14 protein-coding genes are annotated in these 19,851 nt (G+C 39.2%); 9 read left to right on the top strand and 5 right to left on the bottom strand.

Annotation, left to right across the window (positions count from 1 at the left end):
* Window positions 1–3: 3 nt before the first annotated feature.
* From P4V41_RS03085 to csaB, 3 genes are all read left to right on the top strand, one after another.
* Window positions 4–1,077, top strand: coding sequence for a glycosyltransferase family 4 protein (locus tag P4V41_RS03085; RefSeq protein WP_198768404.1), 1,074 nt, complete (start codon window positions 4–6; stop codon window positions 1,075–1,077).
* Between the two features lie 137 nt (window positions 1,078–1,214).
* Entirely contained in the window at window positions 1,215–3,137 is a 1,923-nt protein-coding gene (locus P4V41_RS03080) for a DUF5693 family protein (RefSeq protein ID WP_328083470.1), read from the top strand.
* Window positions 3,134–4,207: a polysaccharide pyruvyl transferase CsaB gene (csaB, locus tag P4V41_RS03075; RefSeq protein ID WP_328083359.1), complete on the top strand. Its 1,074-nt coding sequence runs from the start codon at window positions 3,134–3,136 to the stop codon at window positions 4,205–4,207. The genes P4V41_RS03080 and csaB overlap by 4 nt, the downstream gene beginning before the upstream one ends.
* A 218-nt stretch (window positions 4,208–4,425) precedes the next feature.
* Here the strand turns inward: csaB and P4V41_RS03070 are convergent, their stop codons facing one another.
* Window positions 4,426–6,312 (bottom strand): LTA synthase family protein, encoded by a 1,887-nt coding sequence (locus tag P4V41_RS03070; protein WP_328083358.1) that lies wholly within the window; start codon window positions 6,310–6,312, stop codon window positions 4,426–4,428.
* A gap of 189 nt (window positions 6,313–6,501) precedes the next feature.
* On the opposite strand from P4V41_RS03070, the gene P4V41_RS03065 reads away from it, so the two are divergent.
* Window positions 6,502–8,376 (top strand): FAD-dependent oxidoreductase, encoded by a 1,875-nt coding sequence (locus tag P4V41_RS03065; protein WP_328083357.1) that lies wholly within the window; start codon window positions 6,502–6,504, stop codon window positions 8,374–8,376.
* 305 nt (window positions 8,377–8,681) lie between these two features.
* Here the strand turns inward: P4V41_RS03065 and P4V41_RS03060 are convergent, their stop codons facing one another.
* The 3 genes from P4V41_RS03060 to P4V41_RS03050 all read right to left on the bottom strand — a co-directional run bounded on the left by P4V41_RS03060 (window position 8,682) and on the right by P4V41_RS03050 (window position 11,947).
* Window positions 8,682–9,851, bottom strand: coding sequence for an acyltransferase (locus P4V41_RS03060; protein WP_328083356.1), 1,170 nt, complete (start codon window positions 9,849–9,851; stop codon window positions 8,682–8,684).
* Between the two features lie 218 nt (window positions 9,852–10,069).
* The gene (locus P4V41_RS03055) at window positions 10,070–11,116 is read right to left on the bottom strand and encodes an LCP family protein (protein WP_328083355.1); all 1,047 of its coding nucleotides are present in this window, start codon (window positions 11,114–11,116) and stop codon (window positions 10,070–10,072) included.
* Between the two features lie 198 nt (window positions 11,117–11,314).
* Window positions 11,315–11,947: a YigZ family protein gene (locus P4V41_RS03050; RefSeq protein WP_328083354.1), complete on the bottom strand. Its 633-nt coding sequence runs from the start codon at window positions 11,945–11,947 to the stop codon at window positions 11,315–11,317.
* Between the two features lie 314 nt (window positions 11,948–12,261).
* Here P4V41_RS03050 and P4V41_RS03045 point away from each other — a divergent pair, with 314 nt between their 5' ends.
* Complete coding sequence (locus P4V41_RS03045; RefSeq protein WP_197195027.1) at window positions 12,262–13,410, top strand: sensor histidine kinase; 1,149 nt, start codon at window positions 12,262–12,264, stop codon at window positions 13,408–13,410.
* A gap of 12 nt (window positions 13,411–13,422) precedes the next feature.
* On the top strand, window positions 13,423–14,154 hold the full coding sequence (locus tag P4V41_RS03040) for a response regulator (RefSeq protein ID WP_137792006.1): 732 nt from the start codon (window positions 13,423–13,425) through the stop codon (window positions 14,152–14,154).
* Window positions 14,155–14,483: 329 nt separating this feature from the next.
* Here the strand turns inward: P4V41_RS03040 and P4V41_RS03035 are convergent, their stop codons facing one another.
* On the bottom strand, window positions 14,484–16,277 hold the full coding sequence (locus tag P4V41_RS03035; RefSeq protein ID WP_328083353.1) for an ATP-binding protein: 1,794 nt from the start codon (window positions 16,275–16,277) through the stop codon (window positions 14,484–14,486).
* Between the two features lie 469 nt (window positions 16,278–16,746).
* Between P4V41_RS03035 and P4V41_RS03030 the strand changes: the two genes are divergently transcribed.
* The 3 genes from P4V41_RS03030 to P4V41_RS03020 are packed head-to-tail and all read left to right on the top strand — an operon-like array spanning window position 16,747 to window position 19,848.
* Window positions 16,747–17,595: a DegV family protein gene (locus tag P4V41_RS03030; protein ID WP_328083352.1), complete on the top strand. Its 849-nt coding sequence runs from the start codon at window positions 16,747–16,749 to the stop codon at window positions 17,593–17,595.
* A gap of 49 nt (window positions 17,596–17,644) precedes the next feature.
* Complete coding sequence (locus P4V41_RS03025; RefSeq protein WP_328083351.1) at window positions 17,645–19,141, top strand: DEAD/DEAH box helicase; 1,497 nt, start codon at window positions 17,645–17,647, stop codon at window positions 19,139–19,141.
* Window positions 19,138–19,848, top strand: coding sequence for a ComF family protein (locus P4V41_RS03020; protein WP_328083350.1), 711 nt, complete (start codon window positions 19,138–19,140; stop codon window positions 19,846–19,848). Before P4V41_RS03025 ends, P4V41_RS03020 begins: the two co-directional genes overlap by 4 nt.
* Window positions 19,849–19,851 lie beyond the last annotated feature (3 nt).

The following is a 19,851-nucleotide window of genomic DNA, read 5'->3' as shown; positions in this document are numbered from 1 at the left end:
ACTATGACTTACTGGGCATTGTTAATATGTTTTATCGCGTCAGTTCTCTTGACGCCTGTTGTAAAAAGGTTCGCCTTTTTCGTTGGAGCAACGGATAAGCCCAATCAGAGAAAAGTTCATCAAAAAATAATGCCGCGTTTGGGCGGTTTAGCCATCTTTCTCAGTTTCTTGATTGGAGTTCTGATCGTACAGCCGGCCAGCCAATATACGGTACCGATTGTGCTCGGAGCGATCGTCATCATCATCACAGGTGTTTTTGATGACATCTTTGAACTTTCACCGAAAGTGAAACTGTTAGGGCAGATTATTGCTGCAGGTATCGTAATCTACGGAGGGGTAGAAGTTCATTTTATCAACTTACCGTTTGATTATCGTTTAAGCCTTGGGATTCTTGGAGTTCCACTAACACTTTTATGGATTATCGGAATCACGAATGCGATTAACCTAATCGATGGATTAGATGGACTCGCAGCCGGTGTTTCGTCTACGGTATTGATCACCATTTCAGGTATGGCGGTCTATAACGGCAACGTTCTTGTTGCAGCACTTGGAATTATCTTACTTGGTAGTACGTTAGGATTTTTGGTTTACAACTGGCATCCAGCGAAGATTTTTATGGGAGACACTGGAGCGCTTTTCTTAGGATATATGATCGCTGTTCTATCTCTATTAGGATTTAAGAACATCACATTATTCTCACTCGTTGTTCCAATCATTATTCTCGGTGTACCGATCTCAGATACATTATTTGCGATCATCCGCCGTTTCTTGAACAAGAAGCCATTATCTGCACCAGATAAGTCGCATTTGCATCACTGCTTATTAAATAGCGGAATGTCTCATCGTCAGACCGTGTTAGTTATCTACGCGATGAGCGCTTTATTTGGACTAGCAGCTATTTTGTTCAACTTAACAACATTATGGGGATCATTATTAATCCTTTCTGTGTTATTGTTGATCACGCAATTTATTGCTGAACGAATCGGGCTGGTTGGTAAAGACCATGCGCCTGTAAATAAGTTTTTACGAAAGATTTTCTATACACTCAAGGCAGCTAATCCGAGAGTCGGAAAATAAAAATGAAGAAGGACATCAGTCAGGCTGGTGTCCTTTATTTTATGGCCAAGACAAGATGCTCTTTATAATAAAGGGGATATTAAGGTAAAATAAAAGCAATATGCGACTTCAGAAAGGAATGTTACTTGTTGAAAAAAGTGTTATTCGGTCTATTGATAGTATCTTTGCTGCTTACTTCTCCTATGATTTATGAACGTATCAAGACGGAGTCAGCAAACAATACATATGAAGTTATGGTCCCCTATACGGATATTGAAATATTAAAGAGTGAAGATGTTTCAGCAAACAAGATTTATAAAGGTCTGAAAGAAGCAAAGGTCCATTCGATTACGCTTGAGCCGGAGAATTTGTCTTCTTTAGAAACACAGGGTATCGTAGCTGTTTTGAGTAAAAGTGATATCCAAAATTATTTTGCACTAACGAACAATCCAAATATTAATAGCCTTCCTACGACTGATGGGATTTTTATTAGTTATTTAAAAGAAGGACACAGATCTGAACCTTATTTAAAACGAGCTTTTAAAGATAAAATTACGGAGATTACAGCAAATAATCAAAAGTTTTATTTTATTGAAGGAAAAGATACGGATGACCTAAAGATGGAAGACAAATCGTTGGGTTACTTTAGTGCTGATGCGTACGAAGAAATTACATCAAACGGTTTTCAGGTAGTGCCTCGAATCAAGAATGACTTCTCATCTTCAGAAGAAGAAGCTCATTCTAGCAACGATCAAATGGTGAACCAGCTATTAAAATTCCCTAAAAACGAAGTAGATAAAGTTTTATTTATCGGGAAAGAAGTCGTCGGTTATGACGGTACTTCGAAAGATAAGCTCATCGAATATGCAAGAAAATTAAAAGCAAATGATTATGACGTGGTAACGATCGAAGGAACAGAGCAAAAAGGAATGCAAACTTTTGCTAAAGAAATGAAGTATGACGTGGAAAGACTCTACTCAGAGAACAGAACAAGTGAAAACGCTGCTTCTGAGCGATTATCACGTGCGATAAAAGAACGTAACATTCGAACAGTATTAGTAAAAGTTCAAAAATTAGACGACAAAACAGCAGATGCTGAATTTAAACAAGTGATTAACGAGATCAATGATTTCCATAGAGAAGCGCCAGGATATTTTAATACTGGTGAAGCTCAACCTTTTAAAGACTTAAAGGATTATTCTTTATTGCACCTGTTCGCCTTTTTAGGAAGCTCGGTATACTTAGCGTTAGCAGCTGCTTCTGTTCATAAGAAGCTTACTTGGATAGGCTTGATCGGCGGACTCGTTATCTCTGCAGGATATCTTTTAGTAGGTGCAGGAATTTTATTAAAAGGTTTGGCCCTATTAGTAGCTGTTGCTGGTCCGATTTGGGCAGTACTACGCATTCAAGAATTGAAGGATATGAAGCTTGGTAAACTTATTATTCACTATCTGATCTCAGCAGCAGTTGTATTTGCTGGAGCTTGGTTGGTTGTAACACTAATGTACGGCAATCCATATCTGTACAAGCTGGAAGAGTTCAGAGGCATTAAAGTATTGCTAGCACTACCGATCTTAGTAACAGCTGTAGTTCTAGGGTTGAAGATCAATCATGCATCTTCTATTAGAAAACTTATTAGCTACTTTAACAGCCCTGTTCGTTATTGGCATGTATTGTTGTTTGGGATGGTTGCGATAGTAGGAGCTTATTATTTAAGCCGTTCCGGAAACGCTGGAACAGCAAGTGCGCTTGAATTGACGTTTAGAAGTAAGTTAGAAGAAATCATGTTCGTTCGTCCACGTACAAAAGAATTCTTAATCGGATTCCCGTTCTTTGTATTCGGACTATATCTATTCCGCAAGCATGCTGGAATCGCAAGTGCTTTCTTAGTTGTTGGGGCGATCGGGTTCGCTTCCATGATGAACACATTTACGCATCTGCACATTCCACTTCTGTTATCCGTGTTGCGTTCGGTTTACGCACTAGCAATCGGATTAGTAATCGGACTTGTTATCATAGCCGTTTACAAAGCTTTAAGAGATAAATTGTACCCGTATGTACGTGAAAGGTGGATACAATGAAAGTAGTTTTATCAGGGTATTACGGATTTAATAACATTGGAGATGAAGCGATTCTTTTATCGATCATCTCAGCACTAAGAGAACAAAAACCAGATATCGAGATCGTGGTGTTATCAAACGATCCTGAGTTTACGAAAAGAACGTATGGCGTTGATGCGATCAACCGCTGGCAGATGAAAGAAGTACTAGCTGTGTTAAAAACGTCTGACGGATTAATATCAGGTGGAGGAAGTCTGCTTCAGGATAAGACGGGTATGAAGAGCATCCCGTATTACACAGGAATCATGATGCTTGCTCGCATGGCCGGAAAACCATTCTTTATTTACGCACAAGGAATGGGACCGATCGATAAGACGGTGAGTCAAGTTCTAACGAAGATGATGCTTAAAAAAGCCGGAAAGATTACTCTTCGTGATACAGGTTCGATTCAACTTTTAAAAAAAATCGGAATACGAAATGAGATGGAGCTAGTTCCTGATCCGGTCTTAGGCTTTCATTTAGACGAAGCAAAGTCTGAGTGGTATGTTCAGCAAGGATTTACAAAGCCTGTCCTAACGGTTTCTGTTCGTGAATGGCCGACTTCGAATAATTTTAAATCAAAAGTGGCAGAAGCGTTGGATGATTTTGTTTTGAAAGGCAATGAGGTCGTGTTCATCCCGATGCATGATAAGCATGATGATGATACATCGCGTGAGATTTTAGGGATGATGAAGCAAAAAGCGTGGGTAGCTCCATATGATGCTTCAATACAGGAGAAAGTCTCCATTATTGGATTGTCTGATATGCTGCTCGCGATGAGGCTGCATGCGTTGATCTTTGCTGGTATCATGAACACGCCGTTTTTAGCGCTGTCATATGACCCTAAGATTGATGCATTTTCAGAACAGGCGAATCAACCAGTCTTTGCTCATGTTGATGGTGAGTGGACGGGTGAAGAGCTCGCTTCTGCTTTAACTAATCATCTAGAAGTGTTGCCTCAGGAAAAAGAAAAGTTGGCAGCTGCAGTTGCACCTTTGACTGCAAAAGCGAAAGATACAGCTAAGCAAGCAATTGAGTTGTTTGCAAGATAGAGATTGAGGATGTAGTGGCCCTGGTGAGATGGTTTATACCTCTTGCCAGGGTTTTGTGTTTGTCGATGTGTGTCGACTCGCGAGTATATTTTATTTTTCGTGAGATTATAGTTAAAACTCGTGAGATTATGAAAATTTTCGTGAGAATACAAAACAAATTCGTGAAATTACGATAAGAAAGCCTCTGCCAAAAGATGATGGCAGAGGCTTTCTTATCGTTATTTATCTGGTAGTGACTTTAAATACTGATCAGATAACCCTAATAACTTTAAAATACGATCATAATCTTCTCTGTATGGAGCATGTGGTACCTTTTTAGCTGTCTCAAGCATTAAAGCTTCACCGTCATCAAACGATTTTTCTGGCTGGAACACCACTTCTCCATTAAAGAAAGATCCAGCTGGCATGTAATACCGCATTCCAATCAAATTTTCCTTATGATTCAACAAATCTTGTCCAAAATGCACATAATTGTTCAGTGAAACTCCCATCAAGTTAGCGAGTGTTGGCATCATATCCAGCTGCCCTGCGAGTTGATCAGAAGTCATGCCGTTATCTGTAATGCCAGGAGCCGTAATCACAAAAGGTACATTAAATCGATCAATTTTCGTATATTCATGACCAAGAAGCTCTTTTAAAATGTCAGGGTCGTTCTCTTTAAACATCGTATGGTGCATGCCCATATGATCTCCGTAAAACGCCAACACGGAGTTTTCCCATAATCCTTCTGCTTTTAGCTGATCGATGAATTTCCCTAAAACCATATCATTATAGCTGATTGCTTGAATGTACTTTCCGACAATGGATTTCTTGTACGCTTCTGGTAACTCGAAAACGTCTTTGTCAGTTGGAATCTCATAGGGATGATGACTCGTCATAGAAATGAAATGTGCATAAAAAGGTTTGTTCTTGTCTCTTAGCTTTGTTAAAAGTGGCATGCCTTTGTTAAACATCACTTCATCAGAAGGGCCAAGGCCGATCAAATCTTCTTTGCCAAAAAAGTCTAACTCATAATATTTATCAAATCCTAAGGAAGGGTAGAGTTCAACGCGGTTCCAAAATTCAACTTTATCTGCATGCAGCGTGAACGTCTCGTAGCCTTCTTTTTGTAAAAGCCTCGGCATACTTGGAAAAGCCTTATTCTCAAAAAAAGTAGATGTTGCGACCATTCCAGCAGGATAAAGAGAGGTGTTTGCGATGAATTCTGCATCAGATGTGTTACCTGCTCCTGTTTGCTGATAAAGATTGTTGAAATAAAAACTGTTGTTTAACAACTTGTTCATAGTTGGTGTTACTTCTTTACCATCGATTTTCAAGCCGATTGGAAAGTCTTGCATCGATTCAAATTGAATCAGAATGAGGTTTCGCCCTTTGGCGGCACCAAAGTATTTACGCTCAGAGTCTGGGATTTCGGTTATTCCTTTTACTTCGTTTATCTTATCTTGTATGGTTTTTTCATTTTGAAGCTCTGCTTCTGAAAAAGCAGCAGCTTGAGGCAAGCCGCCATTCGGACCGTAATACACTTGAAGGGCTTCGAAATTAAAAATCCCTTTACTTTCTGCAGCTACAGCGGAATCTGTTATAATTTCATCTTTGTGAAGAAAGAAGTTAGCTAAACAAACGGCAAATGAAATGCCTAGAATAGGTGCGATCATCTTCTTTTTTGAAAGTTTAAATTTAGATTGCAAGGGAATTTTTCTAGTTAATAGAAGGATAGCCATCACGATAAAGTCTGTATAGAAAAGAAAGTATTCTGGTTGAATCAGCTGATTGACACTGTCTTTAACAGCTCCTACTTGACCAGCTTGCATTAGGGCATAATAAGTTGGAATATTACCGAAGTAAGAGTGATAAACAGTGATTCCAAAAAATAAGGTTGAAAGCAGCAAATTTAACGATAAATATGCACTAAATTTAACCTTGCTGTTAGCTATGTACTCGATCAAACAGGCAAAAAGAAGGATGTAACAGAGCTCTAAAGAAATAGTATCTATCATATTAATATCTTCAAATAATAAAAAACGAACAAAAATAGCTTTTAAAAACATTGAAATTGTAAATGTGAAGAAAAGAGTACTAAAGAATGAAGCCTTTTTATATTGCAAATCAGCACCTCCGAAATTAAACGCTCCTTTAACAAATTATAACTATTGAGCTTTTCTCTTGTAAAGATATTATCAATTTTCTGTAAATGAAAATCTCCAAAAAACGACAAAAATTGCTGTATACTGGGTAATTTTTGTCTGATATACTAATTTTATGTTAAATTTTCGTTACGAAGGATGTTGAGGGGAATGAAAAACAAAGGTTGGTTGAGATGGGCTGTATCGGGAGGATTGCTAATCGTTCTGGTAGTGGCGTTCATTTTTATAAAAAAGATATATCCATATCCTACTTCTGTTGCAAAAATGGATGTGGTGCCATATGAAGCACCAGATATACAAGAAGAATACGATGTAATCGTTGTGGGAGGAGAGCCAGAAGGTGTGGCAGCCGCTGTGTCTGCTGCAAGAAATGGTTCTAAAACGTTGCTGATCGAACATAGAGACGGTTTAGGCGGTCTATTTACATATGGTGCTCTGAATTTCCTTGATGTGAGCTATGATAAAAATGGAAAATGGGCGAATCAAGGAGTATTTTTAGAATGGTTTAAACTTACGGGCAGCAGAATTGGATTTGATTTAGATGATGCTGAAAATGCATTCATGCAGCTTGTACAAAAGGAAGAAAACCTGACGCTATCTTTAAATACCGTGATGGATGACGTCGTGATGGACGATAATGCACTGACAGGTATCGTTTTAACAGACGAAAGTGGAGAGCAACAAACAGTTTCGGCCAAGCGATTTGTTGATGCAACACAAGACGCTGATCTAGCAACGGCCGCTGAAGCGCCATTCTTTAAAGGTGGAGCAGATATTGGTCTAGAAGATCGTAAAATGGCCGTTACGCTCATGATGCACTTTAGCAACATCGATTGGGACAAAGTTCAAAAGGCTGCTAAAGATGGTGTTTTTGGTGGTGGAGAAGTAACGAGCAATGTAGCTTGGGGGTTCTCAGATCTTCACTATGATTACAAACCCGTTAATCCAGTGACTCGACTGCGCGGATTGAACGTTGTACGTCAAGATGACGGATCAGTCTATATCAATGCCTTACAGGTGTTTGGGATCAACGGATTAGATGAAGCAGACAAGAAGAAAGCAATCAAGATTGGTAAAGAAGAAACAAAACATATTCTCAAGTATCTTCAAAAAGAGTTTCCTGGCTTTGAGAAGGCAGAAATCAAAAGCTTCCCGCCAGAATTATATGTTCGTGAAACGCGACATGTTAAAACCGTGTACCAACTGCCTATGACAGACATTTGGGAAAACAAAGATCATTGGGATTCAATCGGATTCGGCGCATATCCTGTAGACGTACAAGCGACATCACCTGGTGATTACGGTTATGTTATTTCAAAACCTGAACAATATGCGGTTCCGTTCCGCTCTTTAATTCCGTTAGAGGTTGATAACTTGCTGGTTGCAAGTAAAGCGGCGGGCTATAGCTCGATTGCAGCAGGAAGTGCTCGCGTTGTTCCAACAGGAATGACATTGGGAGAAGCGGCTGGAGCAGCATCAGCAATATCGATTAAAAATGAAACAACATTCCGCGAGATGTCTAAGGATAAAGAATTAATCAAAACGCTTCAAGAGACTTTGAAGGATAAAGGTGCTAATCTCTACGCGTACGAAGCTGATTACCCGTACAAAGGAGAATGGTTCTACGAGAACACGAAGCCATTGATCAACTATGGACTAGTTGTAGGTGGATATACGAATGAATTCCCTGTAAATAAGCCGATCAGTGAACTTTCATTCAGCAATCTGCTAACAAACGGGATCAACCGAATGGTGCCTGAAGAAGCTGATGAATATAAGATGCAAAACTTGAAAAAAATCGTAGATGAAAAAGGAAAAGAGATTCTCACAGGTCAGCAAGCTGCGCACATGCTTCTTACACTACACGGCGTTTCCGTGTCAGAAAGTGAAGCGTGGGATGTAGCGGTGGAAAAAGGATATATTGATGAAGTTTTACAGAAGCGAGTGAAACCTGATTCACAGCTAAAAGGCAGTGAAGGATATTATCTAGCTGGACATGTGTTGAATAAAATTAAAGAGATGTAAGTGAATGAGTGTGTGAATGAAGCTAATGCAGGCGTTGATGTCTGCGTTGGCTTTTTTTGTTTGTGGTGGAAGGGGGGGAGGTGCGATTTGTTTGTCGAGGGGTGTCGACTCGCGAGTATATATGTGATTTTCGTGAGAATCCTAACAATTTTCGTGAAATTATTCCTGATTCTCGTGAGATTATTATACTTTCTCGTGAGATTATTCATCCGAGAGGCTACATTCATCTCTATCATCCACCATAGAACACCGCAAACAACAAAAAAGAACTGACTCGATCAAGAGTCAGTTCCATATCAACACCATTATGAGGCTTGAGCAGCTTCTTTTTTAGATGGTACATAAGGGTTTTTGGGTTTCGGGCCGAACAATACCCAAGATTGTTTGATTCTCATAATATTTCCTACAATAATCCATGAACCGATCAATGCGAATAAGAATAAGGCAGCGACTGATACGTGATAAAGGATCGGATCTCCTATTACTAATACTTTTCGAGCGATTAATAAAAGAATCGGATGGATCAAGTAAACACCGAACGATACAACACCTAAATGAATCATAACGTTTAATACTTTTTCATGGAGATGTCTGTATAACCAATATGAAATCTGCATTAAAACGATTGCTGACGTAAAGGTGTGCACGTTCCATAACAGTTCATAAATCTTCGAATCGATCATCGCACCATTCGCACGCGTTACATACCAAACGCCAACGTGACCAGCAGATGCTGCAATCCAGATCACCCAAAGTGGAATCCAGACTAATGCTTTCTTAGAGAATAATTTCTCTTTTGTAACAACAAGGTAATCGTGAATCTGTTGATAATGGATACCGATAAACGCTCCAAGGAAGTAATAAGACATATAAGAGAACGAGATACTACCTTTAAGCGAATACTGCCAATAATAGTGATTTAGCAATACGAATGTCCATTGAAGCACAAATCCAATCCAGATCGTGTGTTTCGTTACTTTCGGAAACTTTTTAAGGAACATTAAGATAAACGGAAACAGTACATAAAGCTGGATGGAAATAAAAACAAAGTATAAATGAGTGTACGCTTTACCTGTTAAGAAATCCATCATGAACGCCTTTGCCATCTCTCCTGTATTTGCATAACCTTGTACGCTCGCTGTCATGGCAAAATACAAGAATGAAAAGATAAAGTACGGAATGATGATAAACAACATACGCTTTTTATAAAAGCTCGTGATACGTTCTTTCGTTAATGGTTTGTGATAGTAGTTAAAGAATAAAACAAAACTACTTAAGAAAATAAATGTCGGTGTTCCAAATTTAAAGAAGATGTTAAGAAAATTGTAAACACCGTAAAGCGATGAGTCGGGATTGAATGATGCGACAACTCCGGAAGTGGAGTGGACCATGATTACACCGATGATCGCCAATGCTCGGACCAGGTAAATTTCACGAATTTGTTTTGGTCTTTCTTGCAATGTGTTGTTATTCATGACTTTCACCTCGATTAATAATTGCATAGGATATCTTTTTCAGAGATTAAATTTCATAACTACAACGTTCGTAAGTGTAACATGATTTATTGGGATAGTTAAACACACACTTATTTCCATATCGTTTCCAATTTAAGTTACCTCTTTAAAAGCATACAAAAAAAGCTTCCCTGTAGATAGGGAAGCTAAACTAAGATTTTGTGAAGATATTGTAAACTTTATTCTGTTGCTGTATCTTGCTCTGAATCTTCGCTCGTGTTTTCAGAACTATTCGGATCATATTTGTAACCTGGCAGCTCTAAGTGAGATTTAAGCTGCTCAGAAATCTCTTCAACAGAAGATTCATCAAGCTGGTAGTAATAAGCTCCAGTGCTTGTATCATCTGTTCCTTCAAGTTTCAAGTTCTCAATCGTATCGATTGATTTTGCGTATTTGAAAAGAGCTAAAATATTCCCGAACGTAAAGTTTGTCGCCATGTTGTCACCAACCGTGTCAATCACTGTTCCATACTTCGGAATAGATTCCATAGATGCTGACTTTTTAATGATGGCTTCTACTAATTGTTTCTGACGATCACCACGATAAATGTCAGAATCGAGTTTTCGTGTTCGCGCATAAGCAAGTGCTTCTTCAGGAGTTAATTCTTGAACACCAGGTTCAAGGTGGATTGCTCCTGCTTCGTCCTTACTGTTTTGTTCCGTGATTTCTTTTTCAACATTTATTTCTACGCCACCTAGAGCATCAATGATCTCAAGGAAAGCATCAAAGTTTAATTTTACATAATAGTCGACTGGTACATCAAACAAGTCTTCAACCGTCTCAACCGTTAAGTCCATACCGCCGTATGAGTGAGCATGTGCGATTCTGTCAGTATTTCTGTGACCAGGAATCTCAACTTTTGAGTCACGCGGCAAACTTACCATTTTAACTGATTTATCTTCGCGGTTAAAAGTTGCTAATATAAGTGCATCTGAACGAACACCTTTATAGCCCCCATTTGCACTAAATCCACGTTTTGAACTATCATCGACACCGGCCAACAGCACCGAGAAATGATCTTCAGATGGATCAACGGCTTGTTCACGTTTATCTGATTTTCCGCCACGTCCTAATTCCTCACTTGCATTAGACGTTGCATTTGCTAATTTATACGTAAGATAAGATCCATATCCTACAGAAGCTAGAATAACTACGAGTATAGGAACAAGGATAAAGAGAATTCGACGGCGTCTTTTTCTCCTACTGCGCATTGCTTTTCTATTCATATGGAAAAAACTCCTTTAAGTTCGAAAAATGAGGGTCTATACCCATAGTATAAATCTTTCGTAACAATTATATATAATGTTGGCGTCAAATTAACCGTAATTTTTTGGCAATAGCTTAATGTTAAGAGAGGAACGGGAAAATAGCAATAAAATATTTGTTACATTTTGTTGAAATTAGGCAAAAATAACTAGAAATTTTTATATGTCCTTTTCTAGGTACTCTTGCTCACCAAAAACAATCTCACTTTGTGCGTTTGAAAGATCGATGATCCACTCTTTAAATGTTTCTTTTTCTTTTATCGGTACATACATTTGAATCTCCACTTTTTCCATGTAGTTCATCTCTTTGATGGGGTAGACTGAGTTGCGCAGTTCGTTCTCCATTTTTCCGAGAAGGGTGTAATCCACGGTGATGTGAACGATCTGTTGAAGTTGACGTTCTACAACGCCAATGTGGTTGAGGCCTTCTGAAACAGATTTGCCGTACGCACGAATGAGTCCTCCAGCACCTAATTTTATTCCGCCGAAATAACGTGTCACAACAGCAACTGTGTCTTTCAATTCCCGTTTTTTTAGCACTTCTAACATCGGAACACCCGCAGTGCCGCTTGGTTCACCGTCATCGTTTGCTTTTTGAATGTTGTCCGTTTCTCCAATTAAGTATGCAGAACAGTTGTGTGTGGCGCTGTTATGTTCTTTTTTAATTTTTTGTATGAAAGCTTGAGCTTCTTCTTCAGTAGTAGCTCGAGCGATATGAGCGATAAAACGAGATTTTTCAATCACAATCTCGTGCTGTCCTTCGTTTTTTACGGCAAGATAATTGGCAAGCATATAGGGTAAAACTCCTTTGAGTAGTGAATATTATGAATTCCATGTCAAATTTGTCGAATAATCTTCATGTTTCAAGTGTATCGTGTTATCCTTCATTATAAGGTGATTATAAAAAGCATTCAAATTCTTAAAAAATTTTTTAGCATTAAAAGTCATAAAATTCCACATCCTGGCGAATGTAGTATATTAGAAGGATTAATGTCTTCGCGGTATGATTCGTCTAGATGGGTATTTAGACCTATGTATAAATTAGGCAAGATGGTTCTAGAACTTCCGGGTACACTTCTTTATCGTTTTAATTGGGGGAAATTTACATGACTGCAGCTAAGTTAACGATAGATCCACATTTGTTGGACGGAATACTGAATCAGACCATCGATACAGTTACGGCAAGTCAATCGCAAATCTTTGAGATCAGTGAGCATTCTCGCCAAGAGTTTCAACAGCTGCGTCGTGAGCTTGAGTTAGTGAAGCAGCAGGTCATTGAGGTCATACATAAATCTGACCGGACCGAGGAATATGCAAAGCTAGCACGAACTCGACTGGCTGAGGTGAGCAAGCATTTTCAAAAGTACAGCGAATCTGATATTCGTGATGCGTATGAGAATGCCAATAAGTATCAGATTGAACTTTCCATCATCCGACAAACAGAGAAGCAGCTTCGGGAGAAAAGAGATGAGCTCGAGCGGAGAATCGGCGCATTGAACGATACGGTTCAAAAAGCGGAGTCTCTGGCAGGTCAGATTTCTGTTGTTTTAAATTATCTTAACGGTGATTTAAGAAAAATTAACGAACTCGTTCAAAACGCTCAGCAAAAACAAGAGTTTGGACTTCAGATTATTGAAGCTCAAGAAGAAGAGCGTAAACGCGTTTCACGTGAAATTCATGACGGCCCAGCTCAATTGATGGCGAATGTGCTTATTCGCTCGGAACTGTTAGAGAAAATCTTTGTAGAAAAAGGAACTGAGGCCGCCCGTGTTGAAATAAAAGATTTACGGGTGATGGTTCGAAATTCCTTGAAAGAGGTACGTAGAATTATCTACGATCTGCGCCCGATGGCTCTAGATGATCTTGGTATCGTTCCGACATTAGACAAATATTTACGCAATGTGAAAGAAAGTACAGGTATAGAGGTTGAGCTTCATGCGCTTGGTCAGACTCGACGGTTTCCGAATAAGATGGAGATCGCGATTTTCCGTTTGATCCAAGAGTCGGTAAGCAATGCCGTTAAGCATTCTGAAGCAAAGCTGATTGAGGTAAAGTTAGAGTTTACTCAAAAGTTTATTTCATTATATATCCGAGATGATGGCAAAGGGTTCGATATGGCACAGCCTACAAAATCAAATTCCTTTGGCATGATGGGGATGAGAGAGCGGGTCGAACTGCTCGAAGGAACTCTAAAAGTGAAATCCCGCATAAACTTCGGTACAAGTGTTTACATTCAAATTCCCATTCAAGACTAGGAGGGTTCACACATGAATAATGTTAATGTGTACGAAAATAACGCCTCAGCACCTGAGAAAACAAGAATAGCGATTATCGACGACCACCGTTTGTTCCGTGAAGGAGTAAAACGTATTCTAGATATGGAAGATCAATTCTCTGTTGTTGCTGAAGGTGATGATGGCTCAGAAGCGGAAAATATCGTCCGCGATCATAATCCAGATGTGGTTTTGATGGACATCAATATGCCAAACATCAACGGTGTAGAAGCAACACGTCGATTGGTTGAGAAGTCTCCTGATACGAAGGTGATTATCCTTTCAATTCATGATGATGAGACGTATGTGTCACATGCGGTTCAAACAGGTGCATCTGGTTACCTCCTAAAAGAGATGGATGCTGATTCATTGATCGAAGCGGTTCGTGTCGTTGCGGATGGTGGAGCTTATCTTCATCCGAAGATTACGTATAACCTATTAAATGAATTCCGTCGTTTATCGACATCGAATAAAACGCAGCAAAACAAAGCTGGTTTTGTTGAAGTGGAGTACCGTAAGCCACTTCATATCTTAACGCGTCGTGAGTGTGAGGTTCTTCAGTTATTGGCGGATGGACGCAGCAACCGTACGATTGGGGAAGAGCTTTATATTAGTGAGAAGACGGTTAAGAACCATGTGAGTAATATTCTGCAGAAGATGAATGTGAATGACCGTACGCAGGCTGTTGTTGAGGCGATCAAGAATGGTTGGGTTAAGGTACGTTGATTTGATTTTAGGGGAAAAGACCTTCGAATGTGAAGGTCTTTTTTTGTTTTGTTTTTTTTTGAGCGAGTGTGGTGGTGCGGGGATGTATATTGAAAATCTTTGTGGGTGGTTTTTGGTATGTCACGGTAGATGTTAGCTGTTAATTTCCGTTGCAGATACTCGCTTTCCGCGGGGCAGGCGGTGAGCCACTTGCCGCTTTGCGCCATTAAGTGTCTCACCTGACCGCTTGTCCCGCAGGAGTCTCGCATCTTCCACTTCAATTAACTTTCTAAGGAGTTGAAAGAACAAAAAATATTTTTCAGCAGCTATCGTTTTTGAAAGAAGCCAAATTAACTTAAGCTCATCTCAAGTACCTTTTCTTCTGACGGAACGCTTATTGGGAATTCTAGTGAGACTTTTGTTCCGTAGCCTTCTTTTGATTCGATCCTCATTTTTCCTCCGTGGTTCTGAACGATTTGGTAGCAAATTAGGAGGCCGAGTCCAGGGTTGCCTTCTTTTGTTGTATAGAACGGCTGTCCGAGCTTTGATAGGAGGTGCTCGGGGATGCCGGGTCCATCATCTTGAATGGCGATCGTGATGTTTCCATTCGTTTGTTTCAGCTGAAGTAAGATGTTACCCCATGCAGGTGTCGCTTCTAATGCGTTTTTTACAATATTTAAAATGAGTTGAGCTATTAGATTTTCTTCGCATTTTAATGTTACAGGTTGCTCTGGCAGATCAAGGTGTAGCGAAATGGTTTCAAAGTCTGTTTCTTCTTCTATAAATTTAAGCGAGCGTTTAATGACCTTGGTTAAGTCATGGTCACTTTTTAAGATCATATGTGGCCGAGCTAAGATCATAAGTTGGCTGATAATAAAGTTGATCCGATCTGTTTCACGTAGCATGATGCCAAGGAAGTGGTGCGTTTCTTCTGTCGTATTTTGAGATTGAAACAATTGCGCGAACCCTTTTATTGAAGTAAGAGGGTTACGAATCTCATGAGCAAGACCAGCCGCGAGTTCTCCAACATAGGCGAGCGTGTTTGCTCTTTGTTTAAAATTCTGTGCTTCATTTATGGCTGTCATATCTTTTGCGATTCCGATTACAGCGGTCATATCACCTTTTATAGAATAAGGGATGCTCGTAATATCGAGCTCTATTTCGTGCCCTTCTTTATGGATGATTGTTAGTGGATGTTTGATTGTTTCTCCTTCAATCACTCTACGTAAGTAATCCAGTGAATGTGAGATTTCATTTTCTTTTAAAAGATTGGTATACGGCATAGCGTGCAGCTCTTCTAGTGAATAGCCAGTAATTTGGACAAGTGAAGAATTTACTTTTATAAAGTTCAAATCTGGACCAATTACAAAAACGCCTTCAGGATTCAATTCAAAAAGTGAGTTATATCGGTGCTCAGATTCAAGTAGTTGAAATTGATGCTCAACGAGTCTTTTTTGGTTTCGTTGTTCTAAAATATATAGAATCAATACAACGGTTGTAGCGCCGAATACCAGTAAAGTAGCGGTCATGTTGATATTGTTGATGGGAAAACTGCTATGCCAATCGAAAGTAGGTGTTCCGGTCATTAAACCCATCTCACCGATATAGTGCATAAGGCTAACACCTATAGTGAAGGAGAGGCTAGCAGAAACTTTCCTGGCTGAAAAACTTCTTTTGGTGAGTAGATAGAAGCCAAGCCATGAAAATAAATAGGCGAAAGAAATGGAAAGTAAGATAAACATGAGATTGGGTTTCAGCGGCATATGCAAGTGCATAGACATCAATCCGATCACATGGACAGATATTAAGCCGATGCTAAATAAACTAACGGATACAAAGAGTTTATTCTGCGGTCTTTGAGAGGTAAAATGCAAGAACGATACATATGAGAAGAAAATACCTGCAGCAAGTGCTGCGGTAACGATTAAAAAATTATAGTTAACGCGAACAGGATATTGGATGGATAACATCCCCATATAGTGAGTTGCCCAGATTGCAATGCCCATTGTAACAGAACCTATTAATAAGAATAGTTGCTGCGATTTTTGCTCTTCTGTACGTCTAACTGCCCAATCAAGTGAGATTAAGGCAAACAGAAAGCAAACGAATAGAGAGAGTATTACGATATATAGATTATGATCCAATGGTCCTAGCCCCCTTTAAAACATGTCTCACATTCTAATTTCTTCCATATCCGACAAATTCCTTCTTCATTCGAAAAAAACTTTTAAAAAGATTAATAATTCGTGTGCTTAATAATGAACAATAGTGTAGAAAACGGTTTGGATAATTAGTAAAAAAGTACTTATTAGCGGTTGAAGTAGTAGGGGACACCAATAGAGTTCTAATGCCTTAAAATAAAAAATAGGAATCCCGAAAAAATATGTCCCTCACAAACCAGAATTAAAAATGTTAACTATGCAGAATCACTTCAAACTGAATGGTGCTTTCTCATTTTGCAGAAAACAGGTGAAAAGCACATAAAGGATAGTGGAAGAAAAAAGAGAATACTTAGTGTAAGTAAATTTGAATTTAGTGAATTACTTTTTCTGATGGTGTACACTGTTAGAGGAGAAAAAAACAAGATTTTTGGCATAAGAGAGGACTAAAATTATGAGCAAGGTAGCCGTCATTACAGACAGTACTTCCTACATACCCGAACATATCCGCAACGAAAAAAATATTGTAATGATTTCGCTCAACGTGGTTTTTGATAAAGAAACATACAAAGAAGAAGCTGAAATAAAAGCAGATGATTTTTACGACATGGTTGGTAAAGAAGGAGCCCTTCCTAAAACATCACAGCCTGCTATCGGTGAGCTTGTAGAACTATTAGAAGAGCTATCTAAAAACTATGATGAAGCTGTGATGATTACACTATCGAGTGGAATCAGCGGAACGTATCAAAGTGCGGTAGCAGCGGGTGAGATGGTAGAAGGAATCAAGCTTCATGTGTTTGATTCAGAGATCAGCTGTTCACCTCAAGCTTTTTACGTGTTGAAAGCTGCTGAACTCGCTAGTGAAGGTTCGAACGGTTATGACATTATGAATCATCTGCTGCAGATGAAGAACAACGGAGTACCAGCTTATTTCATGGTTGATGATTTAAATCATCTTCACCGCGGAGGTCGTTTGAACACAGCTCAACTTTTCGTAGGAAATCTGCTTCAGATCAAACCGATTCTTCATTTTGAAGACAAAAAGATTGTTCCGTTTGAAAAAGTACGTACGAAGAAAAAAGCCTTAAAACGTATTTTCGATATCATGGATGAAAACGTAAAGCCGAATGACAAAGTGAAGATTAGTGTAATTCATGCTAAACGTGAAGATGAAGCGGTTGAAATCGCTGAAGAGCTGCGTGAAAAATTTGTTAACGCAGACGTGTGGGTTAGCTATTTCGGACCAGTAATTGGCACGCACTTAGGTGAAGGCTCACTCGGCATTACGTGGATAAAAGAATAAACATTGGAGAGATGAAAATGAAATCTCTAACACTGGGGGAGACAACACAATGAGGTTTGTCTCCCTTTTTTTAAACAACCGTTTAACCATAACCCCTGAAATTCTTGTGAATGATTCCTCTTTGAAAGCTGTCCCTTTTAGTGAACTTCCTGTGGTAGAGCAACCTCCCTTTAATCCAACATTTCAGTATAATAAGAAACTTCAACAAATCCTCTTTGGTAAGCAACTTCTATTTGATGAATTATCTTTTACAGTAGATCAAATTCAACGGCATTATGAGAACGGTTATGTGAATTACTCCACTGGTGTTAGTAAAACTTCTTACGGTTATGTATGTAGCCGATGCGGAAATGAGAAGAGTCGTATGTTTGCGAGTTTTTCCTGTTTTCGCTGTAAGAGTGATAACTGTGCGTACTGTCGGAACTGTATCATGATGGGAAGAGTGAGCGAGTGTACTCCATTGGTGTCGTGGAGTGGACCTGAAGTGAAGTGGTCACATGAAAATATTCTGCACTGGAATGGGGAGTTGTCGAGTGGACAACAAGTAGCATCTCAGGAATTTGTGGAGCGAATCGGAAATGAGGGTGAACTTTTAATTTGGGCGGTGTGTGGAGCGGGAAAGACTGAAGTTCTTTTTGAAGGAATTGAAACAGCACTAAACCTCGGACTTCGTGTTTGTATAGCAACTCCTCGAACGGATGTTGTACTAGAGTTAACTCCTCGTTTAAAAGCAGTTTTTCCAAACACATTGGTTGCGAGTTATTATGGTGGATCAGAAGAACGTGAAGTACCAGCTCAACTCGTCATCTCAACCACTCATCAGCTATACCGATTTAAACAAGCGTTTAACATCATGATCGTCGATGAAGTCGATGCTTTTCCTTATTCGTACGATAAAACCCTTCAGAATGCAGTATCTCGTGCCGTTACACAAAATCACTTTCTTCTTTATTTATCTGCTACTCCTTCTAGAACGATGAAAAAAGCAGCTATGAATGGGAGATTACCATGTGTGAAAATCCCAAGGCGGTTTCATGGATTTCCATTACCTGTACCAAAAATGGTTTGGGGTGGTGAGTGGAAGAAGAGGTTAGAAAGTGGAAAACTGCCAGCTCATTTTGTTAAGTTTTTGAAATCTCAAGCTGATAGTGGACGACGCGCAATGATATTTGTGCCTTCCGTAATCGTTTTAGAAAAGCTGACAGAATTGATAAAAAAGATCGTTAATGTATCAGTTGACAGTGTTCATGCAGAAGACCCAATGCGGAAAGAAAAAGTGACTCAGTTTAGGAATGAAGATATTCAGTTTTTAATTACAACGACCATACTAGAACGCGGAGTTACGGTTCCTTTTTTAGATGTAGTCGTTTTTGGTGCTGATCATGACGTGTTTATAGAAAGTGCTCTCGTTCAAATTGCAGGAAGAGCGGGGAGAAGTAAGGATGATCATAACGGTAAGGTACTTCTTTTTCATTACGGTAAATCACTCAGTATGATACAAGCAATCAATCACATAAAGAACATGAACAAGGAGGCTGGAATTTGAGTTATTGCCTGTACTGTCATGAATCATATTCTGAGGCTTGGTCATGGGAAGCGCTGATCGGCTTAAAGCAATCACCACTATTGTGCCAAGACTGTGAAGGAAGGTTAGTGCGGATTAACGGTGAGATATGTAGAATATGCGGTCGGGACTTTTCAGTATTTCCCGAGCAATATCGACAGGGTGATAGTTGCTTTGACTGCATTCGTTGGGAGGAAAACGAGGATTGGAACGGCATTCTACAGCAAAATCGGTCACTTTATGTCTATAACGACTATATGAAAGAAATCATAGCTAAGCTGAAATATCGTGGAGATGCTGAAATCGTTAAAGCCTTTTATCCAGTAATGAGTTCAGAATTTAAAAGGATTTCTCGTAATACAATTTTTGTTCCCATTCCTTTAAGTGAGGAGCGACATTATGAAAGAGGGTTTAATCAATCTGAGCTTTTGGCAGAAGGATTGAATAAGTCAGTAGAAAACCTATTAAAGAGAAAAACACATGAAGAGAAACAAAGTAAAAAAACGCGTGAGGAGCGTTTGTCCCAAAAAGAGAACCCGTTTGAGGTTGTAGACTCTAATAAAGTAAAAGAGCAGAAAGTCATTCTAGTGGATGATGTCTACACAACAGGAAGCACTTTACGTTATGCGGCAAAAGTCCTGATTGAAGTAGGAGCGAAAGAAGTATCATCAATTACCCTAGCACGATAAATA

The sequence above is a fragment of the Fictibacillus nanhaiensis genome, from assembly GCF_036213205.1.
In the GTDB taxonomy this organism is placed as follows: domain Bacteria; phylum Bacillota; class Bacilli; order Bacillales; family Fictibacillaceae; genus Fictibacillus; species Fictibacillus nanhaiensis_E.
The sequence above is the reverse complement of the archived record's forward strand: the minus strand, read 5'-3'. Positions and strand labels throughout refer to the sequence as shown.